Below are 24,381 nucleotides of genomic sequence, written 5' to 3' on the forward strand. Positions count from 1 at the left end.
GCCTGTTCTGCAGCCGCAACGACGCATCCTGGAGCACCTTGCGGAGGGACAGACCGGCGTCAGGTGCTCACCTTTTCCCATTGCCGCTCCAGGCGCTGGACCGATACGGTTGTGGCCGTCCCCAACTGCTGCGCGAAAAACGACACCCGGTATTCTTCCAGCATCCACCGATACCGCAGTAATTCAGGGTCACTGACACCCTGCTTTTCATGGGCTTCGCGACGCTTGGCGTAGCGGGACCAGAGCCCTTCAAACTCGTGCAGGAAGGTCCGCTCGCGGCCCATCTCCCGCGGCATTTTCTCCAGGCGGACCTCAACGGCTTCCAGGTAGCGCGGGAAATGCGCCAGCCATTCGCCCGGCGTGGCCACCAGGAATCCCGGAAAGATCAAATGGGACAGCTGGAATTTCACGTCCGCCATGCTGTTGGCCAGCGCCAGGGGAATCTTGCCTTTGAGCTGTTTCATCAAGCCGTTGTAGGTCTTGAGAATGGCGTGCACCAATCGCGTCCGCTCTTCCAGGAACGGGATGAAGTCGCCGCGATGCGCATCGAAAAGCGTGTCGAACGCCGCTTTATCACGCGGCAAGCTCTCGGCCAGGAAATGATCGATCACCGATGAGATCAACAGGTCGTCCCGCAGCGACTCGGCCTTACCCACCGGCGCAAACAGCAGCGCCGCGTTCTTGAACTCCGGCAGCTTGCGTTCGATACCGTCCAGCGTACTGCCGAACCGGTTGACGATCAGTCTCGCGACACCGCGTTCCGTGACCCGCCGACTTGTCAGCGGGTCCAGGCAACGAATGGGACGCACCTGTCGACCCAGATCCTCCAGGGCCGGATAAACCCGCACACGCATGCCGCCCTTCTCGGTGTCGACCGATTCCGGCAGTGCTCCGAAGGCCCAATGTTCGGCAGGCTCGCTGTCTTTGGTCGGTCCGGTCTCCGCCGCCTGGGACAGGGCTTCCTCCGCCCGACCTTCCAGGCGCGACTGGATATCGGTGATGTCCCGCCCCTCGGCCAGCTTGTCCCCATGGTCGTCAACGACCCGGATATTCATCTGAAGGTGAGCCGGCAGCTCGATGCCGCGCCAGGCTTCCGGATCGATACGAACTCCGGTCATGCGACGCAGCTGGTCCGCCAGCTTCTCGGTCAACGGTTCGTTGGAGGGCGTCATGTTGGCCAGGGCCGCATCGACAAAATCCGGGACGGGCACGAAATTCCGGCGGATGGCCTTGGGCAGGCCCTTCACCAGATGGATACATTTCTCCCGCAGCAGCCCCGGTACCAGCCAGTCGACCCGATGGGCGGGCACCTGCTTCAGGGCCATCAGGGGCACCTGCAGGGTGACGCCATCGTCCTGACTGGTGGGCTCGAACTGGTAGCTCAACGGGTAATGGACGCCTTCCCACTGCAGCTCGTCGGGGTACTCTGCCTCCAGTCCCGCATCCGGATCGCGCTGGAGGATATCCGCTTCGGTCAGCTCAAGCGCCTTGATCTCACCAGCGGAAAGCCCCTTCCACCAGGTTTCAAAGTGTTGACCGCTCACCACCGAATCCGGCAGACGCTCGTGGTAGAAAGCCACCAGCGTTTCTTCATCGACCAGCAAATCCCGCCGACGGGACTTGCGCTCCATCCCCTCGACCGTATCCAGCATCTCCCGGTTGTGGCGAATGAACGGCGCCCGGGTGCTGTAATCCCCCTCAACCAGCGCCCGCCGGATGAACAGCTGGCGCGCTTCCGCGGGGTCCACCTTGGCGTAGCCAATACGCCGACGCGGTACGATGTCCAGCCCGTAAAGGCTGACTTTTTCGAAGCCCACCACCTGGGCGCGCTTGCGTTCCCAGTGGGGTTCGAAGTAGTGACGCTTCACCACATGCCCGGCCAACGGCTCGACCCACTCCGGTTCGATACGGGCCAGCATGCGGGCGAACACCCGGCTGGTTTCGACAATCTCCGCCGCGACAATCCATTTCGGCGTGGTCTTCGCCACCTTGGAGCCGGGGAACAGCATCACCTTACGATTGCGGGTCGCCAGATACTCCCGCTTTTCATACTTGGTGGCCACCTGCCCCAGCAGACCGGAAAGAATGGCCTTGTGCAGCGCCTCATAGCTGGCCGTCTTGCTGTTGACCGGCAGCTTTTGGTCCCGGCACAGCAACGTCAGTTGGCGATGGACGTCCCGCCACTCCCGCATCCGCATGTAGGACAGGAACGACTTCTGGCACAGACGGCGCAACTGGTTCTGGGACAGGTCCTGGCGCTGCTCTTCGTAAACATTCCAGATATTGAGCAGGGTAACGAAATCCGATTCCTTGTCGTTGAACGGCGCGTGGGCCTGGTCCGCCGCCTGCTGCTTGTCCTGCGGGCGCTCCCGCGGGTCCTGTACGCTCAGACCGGCGATGACCACCAGCACCTCGGCCAAACTGCCCTGCTCGGCGCCGGCCACCAGCATTCGCGCCAGCCGCGGGTCGACTGGCAGGCGCGCCATGGTCCGGCCCAACCTGGTCAGCTGGCGCTTCGGGTTCACCGCACCCAGCTCTTCGAGCAGCTTATAACCGTCGTTGACCAGGCGGTTGTCCGGCGCTTCCAAAAACGGAAAGTTACGAATGTCACCCAGACCAGACACCGCCATCTGCAGGATGACCGAGGCCAGGTTGGTCCGCAGGATCTCGGGGTCGGTGTATTCCGGGCGGCTCAGGAAATCCGCTTCATCGTAAAGACGGAAACAGATACCCGGCGCCACCCGGCCGCAGCGTCCTTTGCGCTGATTGGCGCTGGCCTGGGAAATCGGTTCCACAGGCAGACGCTGGATCTTCGAACGCACGCTGTAGCGACTGATGCGGGCGACGCCGGTGTCGATCACGTAACGAATACCGGGCACGGTCAGCGACGTTTCCGCCACGTTGGTGGACAGCACAATACGGCGCCCGGCGTGACCCTGGAAGATCCGGTTCTGCTCACGGGCACTTAATCGGGAATACAGCGGCAGGACTTCCGTGTGACGCAGGTCCGCATGGCGCAGGGCCTTGCTCATCTCGCGGATTTCACGCTCACCGGGCAGGAACACCAGCACGTCGCCCGGACGTTGCCCGCCGCTGCGTTCGTGGGCTTCGATCTCCTCCAGCGCTTCCACCACGCCGTCCGTCCAGCCCTGGTCCTTGTCGTCGTCCTCACCCACCAACGGGCGATAGCGCACCTCCACCGGATAGGTTCGTCCGGACACCTCAATCACCGGGGCATCGCTGAAAAACGCGCTGAACCGGTCCACCTCGATGGTGGCCGACGTAATGATGATCTTGAGGTCAGGACGCTTCGATAACAGGTTGCGCAGGTAACCCAGCAGAAAATCGATGTTCAGGCTGCGCTCGTGAGCCTCATCGATAATCAGCGTGTCGTAGCGATCCAGGAAGCGATCGTGCTGGATCTCGGACAGCAGGATGCCGTCGGTCATCACCTTGATCAGCGAATCAGCGCTGGTGTTGTCGGTGAACCGGACCTGATAGCCCACGCGCTGACCCACCTGCTCGCCAATTTCCTCGGCGATCCGGGATGACACGCTGCGAGCCGCAAGGCGCCGAGGCTGGGTATGACCGATCAGGCCGCGGGTGCCGCGCCCGGCCTCAAGACAGATCTTGGGGATCTGGGTGGTTTTGCCCGACCCGGTTTCCCCGGCCACGATCACCACCTGATGGCGATCCAGGGCCTCCCGAATATCCGCTACCCGCTCAGAGACCGGGAGTTCCGGCGGATACTCGATCCGCGGGCACAGATCGACCCGGCGTTGATAGTCCGCCTCGCCCTCTTCCAGCCAGCGCAGGATCTTCGCGCGGTCCGCTTCGCCGGGACGGCCCTTGCTGCGCGCCAGCTGTTTCTTGACGCGCGCCACGTAACGCTGGGGCATTGCCGCAAAGCGGGCATCCAGAGCCGGACCTGTGGGGATATCGGTGGAGGATTCAGGGCTGATCGTCTTGCTCATTGAACCTGCTGGTTATGGATTGGAACGTGAAAATTCTGGAGAACACGATAACAGATCCGAAAAGCCATCGGTCTCACCAACAAAAAACCCTGTCGCCGGCCGGACCGGGACAGGGTTTTCGCGCTCGCGAAGAGGTTATTCCGCGGTCGCTTCGTCGCGCAGTTCCCGACGCAGGATCTTACCGACGTTGGTTTTCGGCAGCTCGTCCCGGAACTCGAAGAACTTGGGCACCTTGTAGGCCGTCAGGCGCTCACGACAGAATTCCTTCAGTTCGGACTCCTTCAGGTCCGGCGACTTGCTGACCAGGAAGACCTTCACGGCCTCGCCACTCTTCTCGTCGGCCACGCCCACAGCGGCGCATTCAACGACCTGCGGGTGGCTGGAGACAACGTCTTCGATTTCATTCGGGAACACGTTGAAGCCGGAGACGATGATCATGTCCTTCTTGCGGTCCACGATCCGGATATAACCGTCTTCCTGGATCAGGGCAATGTCACCACTGCGGTAGTAACCGTCTTCGGTGAACGACTTCTTGGTCTCTTCCGGACGTTGCCAGTAGCCCTTCATGACCTGCGGGCCTTTCACACACAGCTCGCCCGGCTCACCGATCGGGGTTTCGTTGCCTTCATCGTCGATGGTCTTGATCTGGGTCGAGCAGATCGGCAGGCCGATCGTGCCGAGCTGGATCGCGCTCGGCGGGTTGAAGGTCACCACCGGTGAGGTTTCGGTCATGCCGTAGCCTTCGGTGATTTCACAACCGGTGACCTGCTTCCAGAGCTTGGCGGTGGAACTGGTCAAAGCCATACCGCCGGATGCAGTCATCTTCAGGGCGCTGAAGTCCAGGCTCTTGAACTCCTCGTTGTTGCACAGGGCAACGAACAGGGTGTTCAGCCCCAGGAACGAGGTGAACTTGTAGTTCTTGATTTCCTTGACGAAACCCGCAATGTCACGCGGGTTCGGAATCAGCACGCTGTGGGCGCCGGATTCCAGCATGATGCCGCAGTTCAGGGTGAAGGAGTAAATGTGGTAGAGCGGCAGCGGCGCAATGACAATCTCTTTGCCCTCCTCCACGTTGTCTTCCATCATCGGGCGGGTCTGCAGCAGGTTGGCCACCAGGTTGCCCTGGGTCAGCATGGCGCCCTTGGCCACCCCGGTGGTGCCGCCGGTGTACTGCAGAACGGCGATGTCATCACGCTTGACGGCAACCGGCGTCAGCTTGCACTTGGCGCCAACGCTCAGCACCTTGGGCAGGCCGTGGGCATTCGGCAGGTTGTATTCCGGCACCATCTTCTTCAGGTATTTGACCGCCGCGTTCATCAGCTTGCGCTTGAGCGGTTTATGCATGTCCGCGATTTCGGTGACGATGACATGCTCGATGCCGGTATGCGGCAGGACTTTCTCGACCTTGTCCGCCATATTGGCCAGCACCACCAATGCTTTGGCACCGGAGTCGTTGAACTGGTGCTCCATTTCCCGCTCGGTATACAGCGGGTTGGTGTTGACGACGATCAAACCGGCCCGCATGGCGCCGAAGACCGCGACCGGATACTGGGTCACGTTCGGCATTTGCATGGCGATGCGATCGCCGGGCTTGAGATTGGTCTTGTTCTGGATCCAGGCGGCAAAATTGCGGGACTGGGTATCGAGATCCCGATAGGTCAGCGTCACACCAAGGGCACTGAACGCAGGGCGATCGGCAAATCTCTTAACGGCCGAATCGAACACGTCGAGCATGCTCTCGTATTTGTTCAGATCGATCTCGTTCTTGACCCCGGGTGGATATTTATCCTGGTAGAACTGCTCCAAATCCATCACACCATCTCCTGTGTATTGCAATTATGCTTGTAGTGACTGAGGTGTCTTATTCTTCGTGTCTGTGTTTTCGTATTCTGCCTGATCGTGGTCGTTGTGCGGTGGTGTTGCACGCTGGCTGCTCTTCTTTTTGGCTGTCGGCCCGCGGGAAGCGCGACAGGTGCAGTCCAGTTCAAGCAAGGCACACCTGAACCCTCTCGAGGGGCTATGCAGAGGTCCCTTTACCCACAAAAAGTGACGAGAGAATACCAGTTTTCAATGAAATGAGGTAGACGGCACAGACATCCACGCAAAAGCCTGTCCCCGTTGGCACGACCTCGAAAAATCGAGAGCTGGCGCACAAAATTGGGCCTCTAAGCTCTATCGTTGAAATGTACACTCAGTGATCATCATTGATTGCAGGACGCTCCCGTGAACCAGCCGACCACTGCGCCGCAGCCCCAGGCGGAATTGACCGACGACGATGTCACCCAAACCTCACTGTTCGCCGTCGATGGCCATCGCATTCCTGTGTACACCTGGGAAGCCTCTGAGCCACGCGCGGTGATTCATATTGCCCATGGCATGGCCGAGCACGCCCAGCGCTACCGGCATCTGGCCCGGGAGCTGAACCGGCAGGGTTACACCGTCGTCGCCCACGACCACCGCGGACATGGCCCCGGCACGCCGGATGACGAGCTCGGGCACTATGCCGACGACAACGGATGGCAGCGGGTGATGGACGACCTTGGCCAGGTCCAGCAATGGATCCGCCAGAGCTATGCCAACCTGCCCTGCTATCTGCTCGGCCACAGCATGGGATCGTTTATCGCCCAGGGCTACCTGACCCGTTCAACCGAGACCGCCTGGCCCGCGGGCCTGATCCTGTCGGGGTCCAATCGGGATTCGCGGATCAAGCTGCAGGCCCTGCGATGGATTGTGGCGCTGGCGAGCCGATTTCGCGGGCCTCACGAGCGAAGCCCTCTGGTTCGGGACCTGACCTTCGGCGCCTTTGGCAAGCAGGTGCCCAATGCCAGGACCGAATTCGACTGGCTGACCACGGACGACCGGGCGGTCAAGGACTACCTGAACGATCCCTATTGCGGCTTTGACTGCACCAACCGGCTCTGGTCAGACCTCGGTAGCGGGCTGGCCGCCCTGCTCCGGCGCGGTTGTCTGGAGCGAATTCCGGCCCAGTTGCCCATCCTGATCGTGTCCGGCGCGGAAGATCCCGTCGGCGAGCGTGGCAAGGGAACACGACGGCTGGCCAAAGCCTATCGAAACTCGGGCCATACCGACGTGACCTGCCTGGTATTCGAAGGCATGCGCCATGAGCCGTTCAATGAGCAGAATCGCTCCCAGGTTGTGGACGCATTGACGACATGGCTTGCCCGGCATCGACCGACTCCGCATAATCCCACCAAGAGCCCATAACAAGAACACAATGGCGCACTGACGTATGGAACGTCATCGATCAGGGACTTCTCAGGACTGAGACACATGGAAAATCTGGAAAACATCGTTTACGACGAGCTGCATGTCGGCGATACCGCCGTCTACACCCGTTCGCTGACGGAAGAAGAGCTGGTGCTGTTTGCCGCTGTATCCGGCGACGTGAACCCGGTCCACCTGGACCCGGCCTTCGCCGCGAACAGCATGTTCAAGGAGCGGATTGCCCACGGCATGTGGAGCGGTTCGCTGATTTCCGCAGCACTGGCCACGGTGATGCCCGGCCCCGGCACGATCTACCTGGAGCAGAGCCTCAACTTCAAGCGCCCGGTCAAGCTCGACGATACCCTGACCGTCAAACTGACGGTTGCCAGCAAGGACCGCAGGAACCGGGTCACCATCGACTGTGTCGTGACCAACCAGCGGGGCGAGGATGTGGTTGTCGGCGAAGCGAAAGTGATCGCGCCCACCGAGAAGATGTCACTGCCCAAACCCCAACTGCCACGCATCACCATCGGCTGAACGCCGCCTGATCAGGACGGCAGGAAATTGATCGGGAAGCGCACTGTACGCGTCTCGACATCCGCCGCGCCGAAATTGAACAGGCGCACCCGCATGACAATCTTCTGCTCCAGCGCCGGGGCATTCAGCTCCGAGCTGACGACCCGGCAGTTGGAGACGTGCCCGTCCGGCTCCACCGTAACCTCCAGCAACACTTCACCTTCAAGTGCAGGGTTCTTTCGTAACGCTCTGTTGTAAAAAGAGAAAAGAACCGATTTCTGTTGATCGAAAACGCGCCGTATATTGGCCATCGAGCGTTCTGCCGGACCCGGATCCGGGGCGGCTTTCGGCCGGGGCTTCGAGGGCTTGGCCGGCGCCGGCGCGTCGACCTGTTTGACCTGGTGTTCCGCCAGGGCCACCTGTTCGGTCGGCCCTTTAACGTCCTTAATCCCCTCGCTGCGTTGCAGGGCATCAGACTCCACCGTCTTTGTCGCGACAGAGGCTGTTTCCGTCTCGACATTCGCCGACAGACGGGGATCACTGGATTCCTTCGCCAAAGACTGCATCGCCGAGAAATCTTCCGATAGCGCCATCAGGCCTGACTTTGCAGCCACGGCTCTTGCCTGCTCAGCGGTTTGTTTCGGCGGTTCTGCGGGGGCGACCGGTTTCGGCTCGGGCTTGATGACCGGCGCGGGTTTCGGCTGTGGCTTGGGTGCCGATGTGGGTTCAGGCTTAGGCTTCGCCTCTGGCTCGGGTTTGGGCTTCTCAGGCTCCGGTTTGAGCACGGGCTTGGGTTCCGGCTTTTCCTGGATCAAACGGGCCAACTGCGGCGGTAACTGCTCCTGGGTCTGCCGATCCGGCTCGGGCAACTCAATGCGCGGAATCCAGATGGCCAGCGGCACGAACACCACCAGGAACAGCAGCAGCGATAACCCCAGTCGCAACCGCTCGCCCGGCTCCCGACCCCAGGGCAGGCGCAAAGTCACGCTGCCGGCGCCGGTCGTTGCCAATGCCGCCTGGTGCACGTCGATCCGGCTACCCATTGGCCGCCCCTGGTTCGTCGGCTTGATGCTCCACCGCCAGCCGAACCCGCCGGTAATCGGCATCAACACAGGTTTGCATGATACGGCGCAGGTTGCGATAAGCCGTCCCCTGATCGGCCATCACGGTGATTTCGAGCCCCTCCGGCGGCACCGCGTCCCGGCGCTGCTTCTGGTGTTGCAGCTCATCGAACAGGCCCGCAATGCGGTCATCCTCGGCGTCCAATGCTTCGAGGCGGGCGACTTCGCGACCCTGGACGCGGATCGAGTCACCGCTCACCTCAATCAAGAGCGCTTCTTCGCCGGGTGTCTCCGCGGTGGAGACGGGCAACGACACATCGCTCGCCTGCTGCATCACTTTCACGTCCGACGAATTCACCATCAAAAAGAACACGAGGATCGTGAAGATATCCATGAGCGACACGAGATTCAGGCCGCCGGCCCGGTGCATGCGGCTGTAGTGTCGCTGGATCCGGTGAGCCCGACGGGACGACTTCATGGGCGGCCTCCGGTGACCTGAGAGTCCATCACTGCGCTGATCTGCAGCTCGTCCGGTGCATCGCCCAATGACACATCCGGAAACAGCTCGGCGTCGACGGCGCTGGCCGCCACCACGGCGGGATAGGAGCGTACCGTGTCCATGGCCGTGACCAGGGTCTGGTAGTCCACCGCCTCGCCCAGACGCAGGACGATGTCGGTTTTATCCGGCATGCGCTGCTTGATCGCCTTAAGGGTCACCTTGAGACCGGCGAAGTCCTGTTGCCCCTCTTTCAAAGGCAGGTTACGTATCGTGCCTCGTTCACTATCGGCCACCCGCATTCCGCTGGGAACCACCATGACTTCCAGGCGGAACTGATCCGGATCGGGCACCTCGCCCTTTGCCAGCCCCGGGAAATCCAGTTCGATCATCCGGATCTGGGTAAACACCATCCCCAGCAGCAGGACAGGCACCAGCACGATCATCAGGTTCATGAAGGCGGTGATGTCCAGCTCCGGGGTGCTGTTCAGTCGACGGTGTCTGCGTCGCATGGCCATGCGATCCCTGTCAGGAGGCCTGAGCCTGGTGTTCGGAGACGGTGTTCAGGAACTTGACGCCCGCCATTTCAAAGCTGTCGACCAGTTCGTTGGTGCGGGTCTGCAACAGCGCGTGGAACAGCAACAAGGGAATCGCCGCCATCAGGCCGAAGGCCGTCGTGTTCATGGCGACGGAAATACTCTGGGACAACAGCGTGGCTTTCTCGGCGGGATCGGCGTTGGCGACCGCCGTAAAGGCAGCGATCAGGCCGATGATGGTCCCAAGCAGGCCCAGCAGCGTGGATACGTTGGCCAGTGTGGCGAGGTACTGGGTCCGTTTTTCCAGGCGGGGCAGCACTTCCATCAACCCCTCTTCCATAGCGTACTCAATGTCTTCACGGCGCTGGTTGCCGAGCAGGCGTCCCAACCCGGCGCCGAGGATGCCGGCGATCGCGCTGCTGGAGCTGTTGGCCGCCTGCATCGCCCGTTTGTAATCCCGCTTCTGCAACAGCGGCAGGATGCCCGTCTCGAACGCCCGCCGGTTGGCGCGGCGCACCATCGCCAGATAGGCAAAGCGTTCCAGCGCAATCGCCAGGCCGATGATCAGCACCAGCGCGATGGGATACATGAACGGGCCGCCGTTCTGGAAAAAGCGAATGATGGTTTCAAGCATGGGTGTGCTCCGCGGTCTACGGGTCTTGTTGTTGGCGCCCCTGCATGCCGGCGTGACTCCGTTGGCGATCAAGGGCGTCTTTATTCGGTTGAATCGGCTACCGGTGCCCCGCTCCGATGGGGTCACTCAGAGGGTCCAGCGTCCGGCGAAATTCGCTGTGACGCTTCAGCGCGTAGGGATCCACCGGATCCAACAGGCCGTCGGGTGCCAGCCGAAGCGGCTCGCGGTTGCGCCGGGACACGGTGGGCGGCTGCCAGGGCAGGATATTCAGGACACGAGGATAGTCGTCGTCCGCCTGCACCGAAATCCCCTTCACCGTCAGCGCAACCGGGTCCTTCGACGGTGACGATGCCTTTTCAGACGCCGCGCCGGCCCAAACCGGTACACCTGTGCCAATCGCTGCAACCCAGCATGCCAGTATTGGTGCCCGAAAAACGCGATGGATATCAAAGATCGCCATTTCAGTTCACCCGTCGTTCCAGATCCGCAATCCAGCCGGCGACCTGGGCCTTGCGGTCGTCGGTCAGTGACTGGAAGGTGCGGTAGTGGTCCAGGGCCATGGGCAGATCCAGCAGATAGAGTTCCGCCAGCACCGCCAGGTTGAAGTGCAGTTGCGGTGAATCCGGATGTTGCGCGAGCGCGGTCTGCAGCAGATCGCGGGCCTCCCTAAACTGCCCCTGCCTCTCCAGCATCAGTGCCAGGTTGTTGGCCGCCATGGATTCGGCCGGATCCAGCGCCAGCGCTGCTCGATAAGCCGCCATCGCCGGTTGTGGCTGCTCTTCCTGTTGCAGGATCCATCCCAGCCGGGCCGCAACCACGGCGCTGTCCGGTCGTTCTTCGCGCAACTGACGCAGGCGCTGTTCGGCACCCGCCAGATCACCGGCCGCACTGCGTTTGAGCGCGTCGTCCAACTGGGCGGCCTGGGCTTCTGTCAGAGGCTCGACAACCTTCGGCGTCGCCCTCACTGGCGTTGTCCGGGAGCCGTCCCCGGAGTCGGGATGGGACGCGCAACCGCTCACAAGCAGGGCCAATGCCAACAAAACGGTGTGCAACCGGTATCCCGCCGGACCATTACTGCGTATCGGCGCGGGCATAATCCACCTCCTCCCGGGTCCAGTTGATCCATTCCGCATCCCGCTTGTAACGTCCCGGGAACATTTGCCCCAGTACGTCCAGACTGCGACGCACCCACGGGTTGTAGACGCCATCGGCGATGAGCTGGTGATTGCGGGCGTGCAAGTCGATCGCCTTCTCCTCGAACGGGTAAGCCTGCTCTTCCAGCAGGACGCCGTACTGGGCCTGTTCCAGCTCGTTCAGAGTGTCGGGGCGCTGGGAATCCATGATGTCCCGCGCCAGCGTGCGGAACAGTTCGGCTTCGCCAAACAATGCCCGGGATCGAACCGTGTCATCCCCAAGTTTGCGGGCCTCGTCGTATCGCCCCACGGCCGCTTCGAGCGCCCGGCGCTTGGCCTTCAGCGACTGTTTCAGCGGCAAGTCGAGCGTGATGCCATTGAAACGTTCGGCTTCCTGATCCGCCAACACCAGTGCCGCGTCCGCGGCCCAGGCCAGGGTGTCCGGCGAATGCCACTCGCTGTCGAGTTCCTGTTCCAGCAAGGCCTGGCGCATGGCGGGAGCGGACGAAGACGCCGTGATGAGCTGGCGTCGCAGGCGCTGCTGGCGAACATGTTCGTCGGCATCACGCGGTGTCGGCGCCTGGGCCAGATAATCGCTGATGATCGCGTGTGCCCGGCCCGGATCTCCGGCGTCCAGCAGCAAGTTGGCCGCTTTCAGGCGATCGTCCCAGGGTTCCGCCTCTTTTTCGGCACGCAGGAGCAGCTCATCCGCCGCCTGCACGGGCTGACCGGCCGACGTATAGGCCAGTACCAGCTTGCTGCTGACGCCGGCCGTCAAATCAGCCCCGGGATAGTCGCGGCGAAAACCCTGCAAGGCGTCCACAGCGGCCGTCCACTGATCTGACTCGAGCATCAGGGTGGCAGCATCGTAGCGGGCCTTCATGGCGATGTCCGCATCGGGCTTGACGCCCGGGATGCGCTGGAGGGAGGCAATGGCCTGCGCCGCCTGGCCGTCGGCCTCCTGGGCCTCGGCCTGCCGGTAGATGGACCGTGCCAGCTGGTTGCGGGTGTCGGACGCTTCTCTGGCGGTCATCGGACGGCGATCCGCATCTGCCAGCGCCAAGGCCTGCCGGTAGGCCTGTTCTGCCTCGGGGTATTGCTTGGCCTGATACGCAATCTGGCCCAGCACCAGATAGGCCGCTCGCTGATCTTCAGCACCTGCCTGACTGGATTCCGTAACCTGCAGCGCTTCCCGACGAGCCTCGGCATGGTTGCCCGCCGCCAACAGGCGGTTCGCAAGATCGGCCTGCGCCGGCGTGACCCGTTGATCGGCCGGGAACGTGTGGGCAAACCGGTCGACGGCTTCGGTCAGTGACGCATCACCCGCCGGCGACGGCTGGCTTCGGTACTCCAGCACGGCTGCCCAGGCGGCATCCGCCGCACCCTCGTAGCCCGGCGCCTGATAGCCGGCCTTTTCAAAGAAGATGGTGGCTTGTGCGCGGTCACCGCCCTGGAGCCAAGCATCGCCAGCCAGGCGCCAGAACCGACCGGCGTCTGTCGAGGTGCCCGCCCGAGCGTTCACATCGCCCAGACGACCGTAGTAGCGCCCGGCATCGGCAAACCCGCTTGAGCCCTCCTCACCGGCTTGCTGACCGGCCGCATGATAAAGCGTGTCCGCCACCTGTCCGGCCAGATCCCGCCACGTGGTCTGCTCGCCGCTGGACAGTGCAGGATAGGCGGAAGGCGCCGCGTACGCCTGCACGTAATCTTCCCGGGCCTCGCGCGCCTCCTGGTCAAACCCGCCGGCTTCCCAGACCGCCACAATCTGGGCCCGCATGGCGGCCGCCCGGGGATGTTCCGGATTCCGGTCGATGAAATGCCGGTTGACGGCGGCGCTGTCGGCGTAACGCTGCTTGGCCAAGTAATAATCCGCCAGCCGGTCGTAAAGCAGATAATCGTAGGATCGCCCACCTTCACGATCGAGCATCTGGTCCAGGGTCCGGGCGCCGTCGCGCTGGGCCGCCATTAATGCCAGGATGCGGAAGGTATCGTTCACCAGATCCTCGCTTCCGCCGGCCAGGGCCGTAAAATTGTCGGACCGGTCCCGATAGCCATCCAGCACGGTCAGGAAGGTGTGACTGGCCCGCTCCGCGGCCCGCTGCTTGTACTGGCTCCAACCGAGCATGTACAGCGCCTTCTGTTGCAGGTCGGGATGCTTGCCATCGTCGATGACCCGCTGATACGCCTGTTCGGCTTCGGCGTAGGCCCCGCGGGAGAAGGCATCCTCCGCAATCCGGAAGCGGGATTCCGTCGCCAGCGCGGACTGCGGATACAACCCCACCAGCTGCCGCAGACGTTTGATGGACTGCTCGTCCTCGCCGATAAAGGCATAGGCCTTGGCCGTCTGGTACAACAACTCATCGAGCCTGCCCTGATAGCGCCCCTCGCTGACAATCATTTCGTAGCTTTTCAGCGCTTCCCGATAGATCACCGCCTCCTGCTGCGGGGAGAGCTCCAGGCTGGCGCCGGCCCGGGAATGCAGATTGGTCAGCCGGTGCAGCGCGTCGATGCGGACTTCCGGTTCTTCCGCTTCCTCGAACAATCGCTTGTAGCGCCGTGCGACCTCTTTCACCGAGATGGCCGGCAACGTTTGGGACGACATCTCCAGAAAGATCGGGCGCATCTCGCCAATGGTTTCGCCATCCTCGCCGAGATTTACCTGGAAACTGCCTTTCTCGCCGGCGCCGTAACCGCACAGCGGAAGCAGCATGCACAGGAGAGCCACACTCAACCGCCGGTTCATTGATCACCTCCGGCCTTGCCGGGTGCGGCGTCATTCAGGGCCAGGTGCTCATAAAGATGGGCCAACTGCTGTTCGCTGCGATCGAGGTGCGCATTCATTTGCGATGCCTGGTCGTCGATGAATGCCATCAGATGCTGATCCAATTCACCGCCCGCTTTTTGGCGCTGCGTTTCTACCCGGGTGAGCAGCATCCGGGCCTGGGAGCGGGCCGCGCCCACTCGGCTCAGCAGTTTGCGAAACCGTTCCGGTGTCTGACTCAGTTCACTGTCGAAGCGCTGGTAAGCCGCCTTTGCGGCGTCGAGCGAGTGAGCAATCGAATCAATGTGCCGCGCATGCTCCCGGCGGGCTCGGTCAAAACCCTCCTGGGCTTTCCACGTGAGCACCCCTTCCAGGCGATCCAGGCGCGCCTGTTCTTCCGGTGTCAATTTTTTTTGCGCCCGGATCTGTCGAATCTGTGCCAATTTGTCCGCGGTCTCACCGGTTGCCAGATCCGCAACCTGGCCCTGCTCGCCGGCATCGTCCAACCGGGCCTGCAAGGCCTGAAGTCGTTGACTCAGCTGCTGGATACCCTGACCGACCTCGGCGATTTTCGCGCGACTGCCCTGACGGGACACCTGCTTGAGTCGCCGCGTCAGCATGCCCTCGAAGACGTCCAAGTCCGACAGTCGGCGCTTCAGCTGCTTTTCCATGCGGGCCAGTTCGGCGACATCCCGGACGGCCTGCTGGGCCTCGGGCCGCTCCATGAACTGCATGAGATAGGCCAGGCGCGGTTGGGTCAGGGTCTTGCTGTCCGCCAGGAACCATTCCACGTCGTCACGGCCCGCGGAGCGGACCATTGCCTCATAGCCACCCTGCTCCTGGATTTGTGTGCGCAACGTGCGCAGGGTCACCAACTCGCCTTCAAAGGCGGAGATGGCTGCCAGATAGGCTTCGCCAGCCTGCCCCAGGTAGCCGGATTCGTCGTAACCGCGGCCCATGCCCAGCCAGGCATCGGCCGCCCCGGGAAACCCCAGCGGGAACTTGCGGGCCCGATGCCAGGACTGCATAGCGGTGCGGAAGTTATCCTTACGGGCCAGGGCCAGTCCATGGAGATACAGGGCTTGCGGGGTGTAATAACCGTTCAGGGAGACTTTGCTGAGAAAGGAGAGCGCCTTGTCCGGCTCGTCGCTGCGCAGGGCCAGGTAACCCGCCGTCACCTGGATATGCTGGAGCAGTTCGGGATAGCGGGTGGCCTCCTGATCGCCCAGCATCGCGCGCGCCACCCTGAGTGCGATCAGGCTGCGTGCGGTGTCGGTGTCCTGGCGGGCGTATGCGGTCGCCAGATTCAGGTAGCCCATCGCTGCCCAATAACCGTTCTGGCTCTTGCTCAGGATCTGTCCTGCCCGATCGTAAGCCTCCGAATCGATTGCATCCTCCGCGAGAAGGTAGGCCGCCTCCTGCCCCTCGGGTCCTCTCGAATGCCGCATCAGCGTGCTCAGCGCCTCATTGGACGCAGGGCGATCGCCCAACTGGCGCTGGCTCTTGGCCAGGGCCAATAACGCGGGATCGGACAGTGTCTGGCCGGCGCTCCGTACCGCCATCAATGCGTTGCGGGCTTCGTTGGCGACACCCATGCGAGCCAACGCTTCGCCTCTTAACATGCCGGCTTCTGGCGACCCATCGTTCCAGATCTCATGCAGTGCTCGATCGGTGTCACCCACCAACAGCTCATAACGGGCCACATCACGGATTCGCTTGCTTTGACTTCCGGCGTCCGCCCAGGCCAGACCGGAAGGCAGCAAGGCGGCGACGAACAGGAGCGACAGCGCAGATCTCATGCCGATCGGCCTCAATCCCACTGTTTGATGCGCATGGCAGGTTCAAAACTGGGCGCTCGCGCGTCGATCACCAGCTCGTATTGGGCCTTGCCGGTGGCCTTCTGAATGGTAAAGCTGGCGTCCTTGCGGTAGTAGTGGTCGTTCGCGCCCTGGCCATTGAACACCGCGCTCAGCTCATGCTCGCCGGCCGCCAGATTTCCCAGATACAGCCGCTGCACCCCACCTTGCTCAAGCGCCTTGCGTTCCCTTTCGCTGTAGAGGTGAGATACCGCCGAATGGCCGTCCAGCGCCAGCTCAACGGAATCGAGAACAAAGTAATCCCGGGCGTCAAAGGACAGGTAGACCGCCACCTGAGTGTTCGCCGGGTTGAGGATATCCTCTTCCAGCTGGAACAACGTGTGGTTAAGGCCGGCGACATCGGCCTTGAGCGAGGCAATATCGTCGCTGAGGGGCTCGGCCGCCAGCGCACCGGTTAATAGCAGGCCGGTGATCAGCAGGATAAGGCGCATCGGTACTCTCGCGATCAGTGTCCTGGGGGTTCATCAAGCCCGATGGCAGCAGGCGCCCGGGCTTTCGGTAACAAAGCGTAACACCGGCCCGGCTGCTGAAACGGTACCTGGATCACCAAATGAAAAGTCGGGCTTGTCGCACAGATCCAAACTGTCGACATCATTTACACATACTGGGATAAAGCGCGAGGGAGAGAATGACTGGCCCGTCAAAAAATGAATTAGAGGGCTGTTTTTAATGTCTTTTTTTTAGGCTGGCAAAGCGCGTGCTTTGACCTTATTGCGGTGCAATTCTTCGATGAAGGGTAAACCGTTCGATATGCCGAGCTTCGCCGATGCGCCTCAACCGCATCGGCTTTTTTTTGCCCTGCGATGCCTGAATGCGCCAACCGACAGGTCGGTTGGCGCTGACGCAGGAAGCCCGACAGGGCAAGGCAACAGGTCGCCCCCATCCTCGCCTGATTGTTTGTTGGGCTTCCTGCGTCAGCCCAACCTACGAAGCGGAAGCGTAACCCCAGGGTTTCCGGTGGCAACAGCGCGCCGGGGATGGGAGCCTCGGCACGCCGCTGCCCGCCGGATTATTTGCTGAGGAACCGCATAGCCGATTCCAGACCATCGATGGTCAGCGGGTACATGTGGTCCCCAAGCAGTTGGCGGGTCATGCCAATAGAGCCACCAGTTCCCCAGTAGTTCTCCGGCAACGGATTGAGCCACACTACCTTGCGGAAGTGATCCTGCAGGCGCTGGAACCACACGGCACCGGCCTCCTCATTCCAGTGCTCGATGGAGCCGCCGGGATGGGAAATCTCATACGGCGCCATACTGGCGTCACCGATGAAGATGACCTTATAGTCCGGCGAATACTTGTGCAGGATGTCCCAGGTGCTGGTGGTCTCGTTGAGGCGTCGCACATTGTTCGTCCACACGCTTTCATAGATGAAGTTGTGGAAGTAGAAATACTGCATGTGCTTGAACTCAACACGCGCCGCCGAGAACAGCTCCTCGCAGACGCGGATGTGCGGATCCATGGACCCGCCCACGTCGAAGAACAGCAGCACTTTGACGGCATTGTGCCGTTCCGGGACCATTTTCAGGTCCAGGTAGCCGGCGTTTCGGGCGGTGGAGCGGATCGTGTCGTCCATGTCCAACTGATCGGCGGCCCCCTGTCGGGCAAATTTACGCAACCGTCTCAACGCGACCTTGATGTTGCGGATACCCAGCGTGATGCTGTCGTCCAGATCCTTGAAGCCCCGCTTTTCCCAGACCTTGACGGCCCGGCCGTGGCGCCCTTTCTCCTGCCCGATGCGGAAGCCTTCCGGGTTGTAGCCGTGGGCCCCGAACGGGGACGTCCCGCCGGTGCCGATCTGGCGGTTACCGCCCTGATGCCGTTCCTTCTGGTTTTCCAGGCGATCCTTGAACGCGTCGATCAGCTCCTGCAGCCCGCCCAGCGAATCGATCTTGGCTTTGTCCTCTTCCGACAACTGTTTCTCGAACTCCTTGCGCAGCCAGTCTTCGGGAATCAGTTGCTGCATCAGGTCGTCGAGGTTCTCGATGCCGTCAAAGTAGGCGGTGAACGCCCGGTCGAACTTGTCGTAATGCCGCTCGTCCTTCACCAGGCACAGGCGCGCCAGGTAATAGAACTCCTCCATGTCGGCAAAGGCCAGACGGTGCTGTAGCGCGTCCACCAGATCGAGATACTCACGCAGACTCGCCGGCACACGGGCACGACGCACCTCCATGAAAAAATCAATCAGCATAGTGTCCTCCTTACAGAGGCCGTCGGATCAGCTCCGGCGACGCGCCATGAAGGCCAGTTTCTGCAACAGGTGAACGTCCTGCTCGTTCTTGACCAGGGCGCCATAGAGCGGCGGCAGCGCCGAGGAAGTGTCCTTCTCCTGCAACATCTTGGCGGACAGCTCATCGGCCATCAGCAGCTTGAGCCAGTCCACCAGTTCGGAGGTCGACGGTTTTTTCTTCAGGCCGGGCACCTTGCGCACGTCGAAGAAGACTTCCAGCGCGTCCCGGACGATCTGTTGCTGGACGTCCGGGAAATGCACGTCGACGATGCTCTTCATCGTGTCGTGATCCGGGAAGCTGATGTAGTGGAAGAAGCAGCGGCGCAGGAACGCGTCCGGCAGCTCTTTCTCGTTGTTACTGGTGATCACGACGATCGGACGACGTGTGGCCTTGACCACTTTCTGGGTCTCATAGACGTAGAACTCCATGCGGTCGAGTTCCAGCAACAGGTCGTTGGGGAATTCGATATCGGCCTTGTCGATCTCGTCGATCAGCAGAACCACCTGCTCATCGGCCTCGAAGGCCTCCCACAGCTTACCCTTGACGATGTAGTTGCTGATGTCGTGCACCTTGTCGTCGCCAAGCTGGGAATCCCGCAGGCGCGAGACCGCGTCGTACTCATAGAGCCCCTGCTGGGCCTTGGTGGTGGACTTGATGTGCCAGGTGATCAGCCTTGCCCCCACGCCTTCGGCCAGTTCCTCTGCCAGCATGGTCTTGCCGGTGCCCGGCTCGCCCTTGATCAATAGCGGGCGCTGTAGGGTGATGGCCGCATTGACCGCCATCTGGAGGTCTTCGGTGGCGACGTATTTTTCGGTGCCAGTAAACTTCATGGTGTCTGTCCTTTTATTTCGGGTCGGTGCTCACATGCGCGAGGAGCCGGGCGCCTGCCGACGTTATTCTGATTTTTTATCGTCGGCATCCCCGTTTTCCGATTCGCCTCGCTTACGTTCCTCGTCTTCGAGGTCCGGAAGGTCGTCGATATCGGAGAGATCAAAGTCTTCGAGGGAGTAATCGTCGTCTGTATCGCTGTCCTCATCCCCCGAGTCGGACAGGATATCCTCTTCCGCCGCGGCCAGATCGGCCTCGTCACGGCGCGCCTCTTCCAGGAACCGCTCAATGTCATCGGCGGTTTCATCGATTTCCGGGTTTGAGGTGCCGTCTTCGTCGTCCACCGGCCAGGCTTCGTCCATGTCGGCCGCCTCGGCAGGCTGCTCGTCCAGCGTCGGGATGTCGTCGTCGGCGTCTTCGGCAACGGGTTCTGCCGCTTCAGTGGCCACCGGCGGCTCCGGCTCTTCCTCAGCGACCGGTTCCGGCTCCGGTTCAGCAACCGGTTCTTCCTCGATCACTGGCGGTAATGGTTCCTCTTCTTCCGACGGCTCCTCCATCGGCGTCTCGTCCACTGGAGCCTCTTCCTCCGATTCGACGACCGGTGGCTCGTCGCTCTCCGGTTCGGCCGGCGTTTCTTCTTCGGCGACATCGGCCTCAGCGGTCTCATCCTCGGCGTCTGTCGCAGCGGACGCCTCGTCGTCCGGGTCTTTTTCGTCTTTTCGTCTCGCCCGGGCAATCGCAAACCCGACGGCGGCGATTGCGATGACACCGCCACCGGCTCCCCAGGCCCACCAGGGAACATCGGCCAGTAGGGAGCCTTCATCGCCGTTGTCGTCGGTTTCCGCGGGCATGGCCTTTTGCGGCGGTTCCGCGGGCGCGTCACTGGCGGCTGGCGCAGGCTCGGACGGGGTTTCCACCTGCGATGTATCGATGGGTGGCGCGATAGCGGGCGCGGGTTCGGCCTCCGACGCCTCAGTGACAGCCGGCTGTTGCACTTCGTTGTTTGCGGCGGCAACGTCCGGTGCGGCTTTTTCGGGCTCAGGTGACGGCGCTTCGGCAGGCTCGGCGGCTTTGTTATCTGCCATAGGGATGGGCGCCGGGTCTGTTTGACCGGTGTTGTCTTCACCCGCGCCAGTCACCGTCTCAGCGCTTAACGAGGTATAGGCCGCCTGGTCGCCGCCTTCGCGGGGGAAGGTCGCGGTAAACGTCGGAGGAGCATAGTTCAAAGCCTGGCCGTCTGTTGTGCTGCCCTGGAAGCGGACGTGGACTTCATAATCCCCGTCACCGGCTGAGGGTTTGATCACCTTGCGCCAGACACCCGCCTTTTGATCGAATGGGACGGGCTCGAAGTCGCTGTCACCCCCCTGCCCCGGCGGCTGCACCCGGACACCCACCATGGCATTGCTGCGATCCAGATCCGGATGCTCCGGAAGGACTTCCAGCACATACTGGCTGCCGCTTCCCGTGCCTTCGCCTTCGACCGACACGCTCGCCGGCGGGCGCAAGGTGATACGAGCGGTGAACTGACGGGCAAAGGTCTTGCCGTCTGCCGCCAGCGTGAGATCGTAGGTGCCGGGTTCGCTCAGTTTTTCAATGGTATCGCTGTAGACGCCATCCGCCGGGGGCGTGTCGCCCGACAGCGTTTTGGTGCCGGATCGGCCATCCTGGGTCGACAGGGTCAAGGAAACATCAAGTACGCCCAGAAAATCCGGATTGGTGATCGGCTTGTCGTCATCGTAGAAGGAGGCGTCGATCGACACCGGTTCACCGGTGTAGAAAAAGTTCGGTACCGGCGACACCGCCATCCGCAGATCGCTGACCACCGTCACCCGGGATTGTTCGCCGAGCTCGCCGTCCACCTGCCATTCGCCTTCAGCTGGTTCGTCGACGGTGATCAGGTCGTAGGCGCCTTCCGCGTACCAGCGCACGTTGTCCGGATGCTGGTCGTGGGTGATTCGCTTACGGTCCGGTGTCATCAGGGCCAGCGGTTGGTCATCGCCCTCATGGAATATCAACGCCGTGAATTCGTGCACGTCCTCGCTGATGCGGAAGCGCTTGTCGTTGATCGGCACTTCAGGCTGGGGAGCCGCAGTATTCAGCGTCTCGGCGAACACCCGATTCAGGGCATCGGCATCCGGCGCGACGGAAAACGTACCGCCGGTCTCCACGGCCAGACGCTCAAGCAGTGCGAGATCGGCATTTTTGGACAGCGCGATGGTGTGAATCGTGGCACCCCGGGACCGGATGCGCTCCACCACGTTATCGAGGATGCGGTTACGCTCGCGAGCGTTGACCGCGGCGTCCTTCGAAATATCGACGACCCCATCGGTCAGCAGGATGAAGTGGGTGTTGTCGAAGCGGCGGTCGCCGTAGAAATCGTCGCTGGCGACTTCCAGGGCCTCACCGATATTGGTCCGGAGCGCGACTGAATTGATCTTTGAGGAGCGCTTAACGGCGGTGTCACGCCATTTCGGCGTCACTTCGCCGGACGGCACCAGCATGTTGACGTATTGGCCGAAGGTCCAGACGCCCCCGCGGGCATTGTCCGGCAGCATCCGGGCCAACAGCCTTACCGCCGGCTGACGCAGGTTGTCCGGATCGCTGTCCTTCATGCTGCCGGAGATGTCCACCACGATGCGGACATCCTGGGGCTCCGGCAAAGCCGGTGCCCTGGCCCCATCGGCGTCCTGGGCTATTGCCCCGGGAGCCTGGAATACCATCAGCGCCAATAAAGAGAGAGAAAGCAGAAAGCGGGACCAGGAAGCAGTCATCATAGCGTTATTATCTGTCGCATCCGTAAACGTGTGTGACGGAGATTAGCGCACGGGGCCCCGCCCAGAAAAGCGATTTAGTCGGCCGCCACTCAGGCCTCGCGGCGCCAGATCCGCACCCGGACCAGATCCAGAATCCAGACAATCAGTACGCATCCGCCAACCAGCACCATGTTCGAGAAGGCCCGGGCCGCTTCTTCCGTATGACCGAGTATGGATTCATAGCCCCCATGCAGCCAGGCCGGAATCCACCAGTTGGCCGCCTCCGTGGACTGCACCGGTGTCAGCAGCAGCGCCACGAACGCGGCCAGAATCAAGGTGCGAATCCCGTAGACCGGAATGATGCGCAGCAAGCGCGACATCAGGTAAACGAAGATCAGGAAGCCGATGGCGTACACGGCCCAGAAAATCAGGTAGGCCGCCTGGGCCTGCGAGTCCATCTGAATTGGTAAATCGATCACTTAAAGTACCCAATGAATGATGTGTTCTTCCCAGTCCGCTTCCGGCACGCTGGCGTTGGAAACGGTGCGTTGGCGCACGGACACCTGAGCCCGATGGACACTGTCAGGATCACCGGAGACCAACGGATGCCAGTCCGGCAACGGCTTGTCCTCCGCCAGCAGGCGATAGGCACAGGTTTGTGGCAGCCAATGGAAATCGCCCACGCTGTCGGGTGTCAGCACAATACAATCCGGCACCTTTTCCTGGCGCCGGCTGTAGACCGTGCATTGGCAGCTGTCGCCATCCATGTATTCACAGGCCAGGTCGGTGTAGTAAACCTCGCCCGTGTCTTCATCCTCGAGCTTGGTCAGGCAGCACTTGCCACAACCGTCGCACAGCGATTCCCACTCTTCACGCGTCATCTCGTGAAAGTGCTTACGTTGCCAGAAAGGAATCGCTGCAATCATTACTCTTTCTTCAGTTTTTGCTTGAACTCAACGATGTAATCCGACTGCTCTTCCGGCATCTGCAGATAGAAATCCTTTTCCTCGATGGCCGACAGCACCTCTTGCCCAGTAGTGCGAGCCAGCTTGCGATCCGGCGTCAGCAGCAAGTCCATCGCATGGTGTGGTGCCCCGAAGATGCTGCGCAAGCCCTCGGGCAGATCGTCCCAGACCTGATTGCGACGGACATACAGGTACGTATCGGCTTTCTTGCCGCTGCGGAATACGGATACAAACTGCCGGTTCATTCGCTCAATACTCTCGATACATCGCCCAGGACCGGCGCCAGCATGTCGCCGCGCCAACCTTCAGTGAAAAAACGCGCCGCGTCATCGTTGCTGTCCCAGCGACGGATGCAGGCCTCGATACGCTTGCGCGGGGCCACCAGTTCGACGGGAACATCGCGGGCTTCCGCCTCACCCCGGATCAGGCGCTTGACCTGTTTGAACAACCCCTGCTCGTCCCGGGTCAGCGGCGTTTCAATTCTATCAGTAATGCCGTCGCTCGACTCGCCGCGCTCGACGCACGCCAGTAATGTCTCACCGTAACGGCGCACCACCACCGGCGGCACGTCCTGCAACGCGCCCAGCGCGCCCTTGCTCTCCGGCATGCGCTCGGCGATCCGGATCAAGGCCGCGTCGGCCAGCACGCGGTTCCGTGGGCGGTCACGACGCCGACATTCCTGCTCGCGCCAGGCGGCCAGCTCGCGCAGGACCGCCTGCTGACGAGGAGTCAGCTGCCAGCCACCGCGTATTTTCAGGTAATACTCTTCGGGCTCTCCCTGGCTGGCCAGGTCCTTGGCAAAGCGTTCGCTCTCTTCGAGCCAGGCGGTATAGAAGCCCCGCTCCTCGAGCATGGCCGTCAACCGTTCGTACATCGGTTCCAGGTAGCGGATGTCCTCCAGAGCGTACTGGCACTGGACGTCGGACAGTGGGCGGGCCAGCCAGTCGGAGCGGGTCGCGGATTTGTCGATGGCCACATCAAACAGGGTTTCCACCAGCTTGGCATAGCCCACCGAGAAGCCCAGACCGGCCAGCGCGCTGGCAAGCTGCAGATCCAATACGGCGCGAGGCTCGAGGTCCAGCCAGTGGCGGAACAGTTCCATGTCCTCGCTCATGGCGTACAGGAGCTTGGGCCGCTCGGTACCGGCCAAGCAGTCACGGAAGGCTTGCGAGGCTTCGGCCACCGCCGGTTCCACCAGGCGCAGATCCTCCCCGAGGCCCAATTGCACCAGCCCAGGAATCGGGAAAAAGGTGCTGACCCGCTCGAACTCGGTGTCCAGGGCCAGTGGCCGATCCGGCGCCTGCGCCAGCCAGCGGTCGAGTTCTTCAGGCGTGTTCAGCCAGCGCACAGTGGAAGTATCAGTCATGAAGCGTTCCAGGTTGGATGGAGGCGTT

Annotated in this window: 20 protein-coding genes; 2 read left to right on the forward strand and 18 right to left on the reverse strand. The window is 61.8% G+C overall.

The features are described 5' to 3' along the window. Positions 1–59: 59 nt before the first annotated feature. Both hrpA and J3364_RS02875 read right to left on the reverse strand, forming a co-directional pair. Positions 60–3,974 carry an ATP-dependent RNA helicase HrpA gene (gene hrpA / locus J3364_RS02870; protein WP_502882462.1) on the reverse strand — a complete coding sequence of 1,305 codons (3,915 nt, stop codon included), beginning with the start codon at positions 3,972–3,974 and terminating at the stop codon, positions 60–62. A 135-nt stretch (positions 3,975–4,109) separates the two neighbouring features. Next, complete coding sequence (locus tag J3364_RS02875) at positions 4,110–5,786, reverse strand: AMP-binding protein (protein WP_349556539.1); 1,677 nt, start codon at positions 5,784–5,786, stop codon at positions 4,110–4,112. Between the two features lie 411 nt (positions 5,787–6,197). Here J3364_RS02875 and J3364_RS02880 point away from each other — a divergent pair, with 411 nt between their 5' ends. Together J3364_RS02880 and J3364_RS02885 are read left to right on the forward strand one after the other, a co-directional pair. Next, complete coding sequence (locus J3364_RS02880) at positions 6,198–7,199, forward strand: alpha/beta hydrolase (RefSeq protein WP_349556541.1); 1,002 nt, start codon at positions 6,198–6,200, stop codon at positions 7,197–7,199. 66 nt (positions 7,200–7,265) lie between these two features. Next, positions 7,266–7,736, forward strand: coding sequence for a MaoC/PaaZ C-terminal domain-containing protein (locus J3364_RS02885; RefSeq protein ID WP_123635473.1), 471 nt, complete (start codon positions 7,266–7,268; stop codon positions 7,734–7,736). Positions 7,737–7,747: 11 nt separating this feature from the next. Here J3364_RS02885 and J3364_RS02890 read toward each other — a convergent pair whose 3' ends face one another. The 16 genes from J3364_RS02890 to J3364_RS02965 form a co-directional block, all read right to left on the reverse strand. Beyond that, entirely contained in the window at positions 7,748–8,740 is a 993-nt protein-coding gene (locus J3364_RS02890) for an AgmX/PglI C-terminal domain-containing protein (RefSeq protein ID WP_349556543.1), read from the reverse strand. A gap of 10 nt (positions 8,741–8,750) precedes the next feature. Then, the gene (locus J3364_RS02895) at positions 8,751–9,254 is read right to left on the reverse strand and encodes an ExbD/TolR family protein (RefSeq protein WP_349556545.1); all 504 of its coding nucleotides are present in this window, start codon (positions 9,252–9,254) and stop codon (positions 8,751–8,753) included. Further along, positions 9,251–9,784, reverse strand: a complete 534-nt coding sequence (locus J3364_RS02900) for an ExbD/TolR family protein (RefSeq protein WP_349556546.1) — start codon at positions 9,782–9,784, stop codon at positions 9,251–9,253. The genes J3364_RS02895 and J3364_RS02900 overlap by 4 nt, the downstream gene beginning before the upstream one ends. A 16-nt stretch (positions 9,785–9,800) precedes the next feature. After that, positions 9,801–10,442 (reverse strand): MotA/TolQ/ExbB proton channel family protein, encoded by a 642-nt coding sequence (locus J3364_RS02905; RefSeq protein ID WP_349556548.1) that lies wholly within the window; start codon positions 10,440–10,442, stop codon positions 9,801–9,803. A gap of 97 nt (positions 10,443–10,539) precedes the next feature. Continuing rightward, complete coding sequence (locus J3364_RS02910; RefSeq protein WP_349556549.1) at positions 10,540–10,902, reverse strand: hypothetical protein; 363 nt, start codon at positions 10,900–10,902, stop codon at positions 10,540–10,542. A 1-nt stretch (position 10,903) separates the two neighbouring features. Beyond that, the gene (locus J3364_RS02915; protein WP_349556551.1) at positions 10,904–11,536 is read right to left on the reverse strand and encodes a tetratricopeptide repeat protein; all 633 of its coding nucleotides are present in this window, start codon (positions 11,534–11,536) and stop codon (positions 10,904–10,906) included. Continuing rightward, a complete protein-coding gene (locus J3364_RS02920) occupies positions 11,514–14,318 on the reverse strand; it encodes a tetratricopeptide repeat protein (protein WP_349556552.1) in 2,805 nt (934 codons plus the stop codon). Before J3364_RS02920 ends, J3364_RS02915 begins: the two co-directional genes overlap by 23 nt. Beyond that, positions 14,315–16,135 carry a hypothetical protein gene (locus tag J3364_RS02925; protein WP_349556554.1) on the reverse strand — a complete coding sequence of 607 codons (1,821 nt, stop codon included), beginning with the start codon at positions 16,133–16,135 and terminating at the stop codon, positions 14,315–14,317. Before J3364_RS02925 ends, J3364_RS02920 begins: the two co-directional genes overlap by 4 nt. Positions 16,136–16,146: 11 nt before the next feature. Next, positions 16,147–16,644, reverse strand: a complete 498-nt coding sequence (locus J3364_RS02930; protein WP_349556556.1) for an AraC family transcriptional regulator — start codon at positions 16,642–16,644, stop codon at positions 16,147–16,149. 578 nt (positions 16,645–17,222) lie between these two features. Beyond that, positions 17,223–18,401 (reverse strand): vWA domain-containing protein, encoded by a 1,179-nt coding sequence (locus tag J3364_RS02935; RefSeq protein WP_349556558.1) that lies wholly within the window; start codon positions 18,399–18,401, stop codon positions 17,223–17,225. 27 nt (positions 18,402–18,428) lie between these two features. Continuing rightward, positions 18,429–19,271, reverse strand: a complete 843-nt coding sequence (locus tag J3364_RS02940; protein ID WP_123635463.1) for an AAA family ATPase — start codon at positions 19,269–19,271, stop codon at positions 18,429–18,431. A gap of 63 nt (positions 19,272–19,334) precedes the next feature. Continuing rightward, positions 19,335–22,043 carry a vWA domain-containing protein gene (locus J3364_RS02945; protein WP_349556560.1) on the reverse strand — a complete coding sequence of 903 codons (2,709 nt, stop codon included), beginning with the start codon at positions 22,041–22,043 and terminating at the stop codon, positions 19,335–19,337. 89 nt (positions 22,044–22,132) lie between these two features. After that, on the reverse strand, positions 22,133–22,501 hold the full coding sequence (locus J3364_RS02950; RefSeq protein ID WP_349556561.1) for a hypothetical protein: 369 nt from the start codon (positions 22,499–22,501) through the stop codon (positions 22,133–22,135). Continuing rightward, positions 22,502–22,948: a YcgN family cysteine cluster protein gene (locus tag J3364_RS02955; protein ID WP_123635461.1), complete on the reverse strand. Its 447-nt coding sequence runs from the start codon at positions 22,946–22,948 to the stop codon at positions 22,502–22,504. It lies immediately after the preceding gene. After that, a complete protein-coding gene (locus tag J3364_RS02960) occupies positions 22,948–23,232 on the reverse strand; it encodes a YcgL domain-containing protein (RefSeq protein ID WP_349556563.1) in 285 nt (94 codons plus the stop codon). Before J3364_RS02960 ends, J3364_RS02955 begins: the two co-directional genes overlap by 1 nt. After that, positions 23,229–24,353, reverse strand: a complete 1,125-nt coding sequence (locus J3364_RS02965; protein WP_349556565.1) for a ribonuclease D — start codon at positions 24,351–24,353, stop codon at positions 23,229–23,231. The genes J3364_RS02960 and J3364_RS02965 overlap by 4 nt, the downstream gene beginning before the upstream one ends. Positions 24,354–24,381: the final 28 nt, after the last annotated feature.

The sequence above is a fragment of the Marinobacter sp. NFXS9 genome (assembly GCF_040148665.1).
In the GTDB taxonomy this organism is placed as follows: domain Bacteria; phylum Pseudomonadota; class Gammaproteobacteria; order Pseudomonadales; family Oleiphilaceae; genus Marinobacter_A; species Marinobacter_A mangrovi.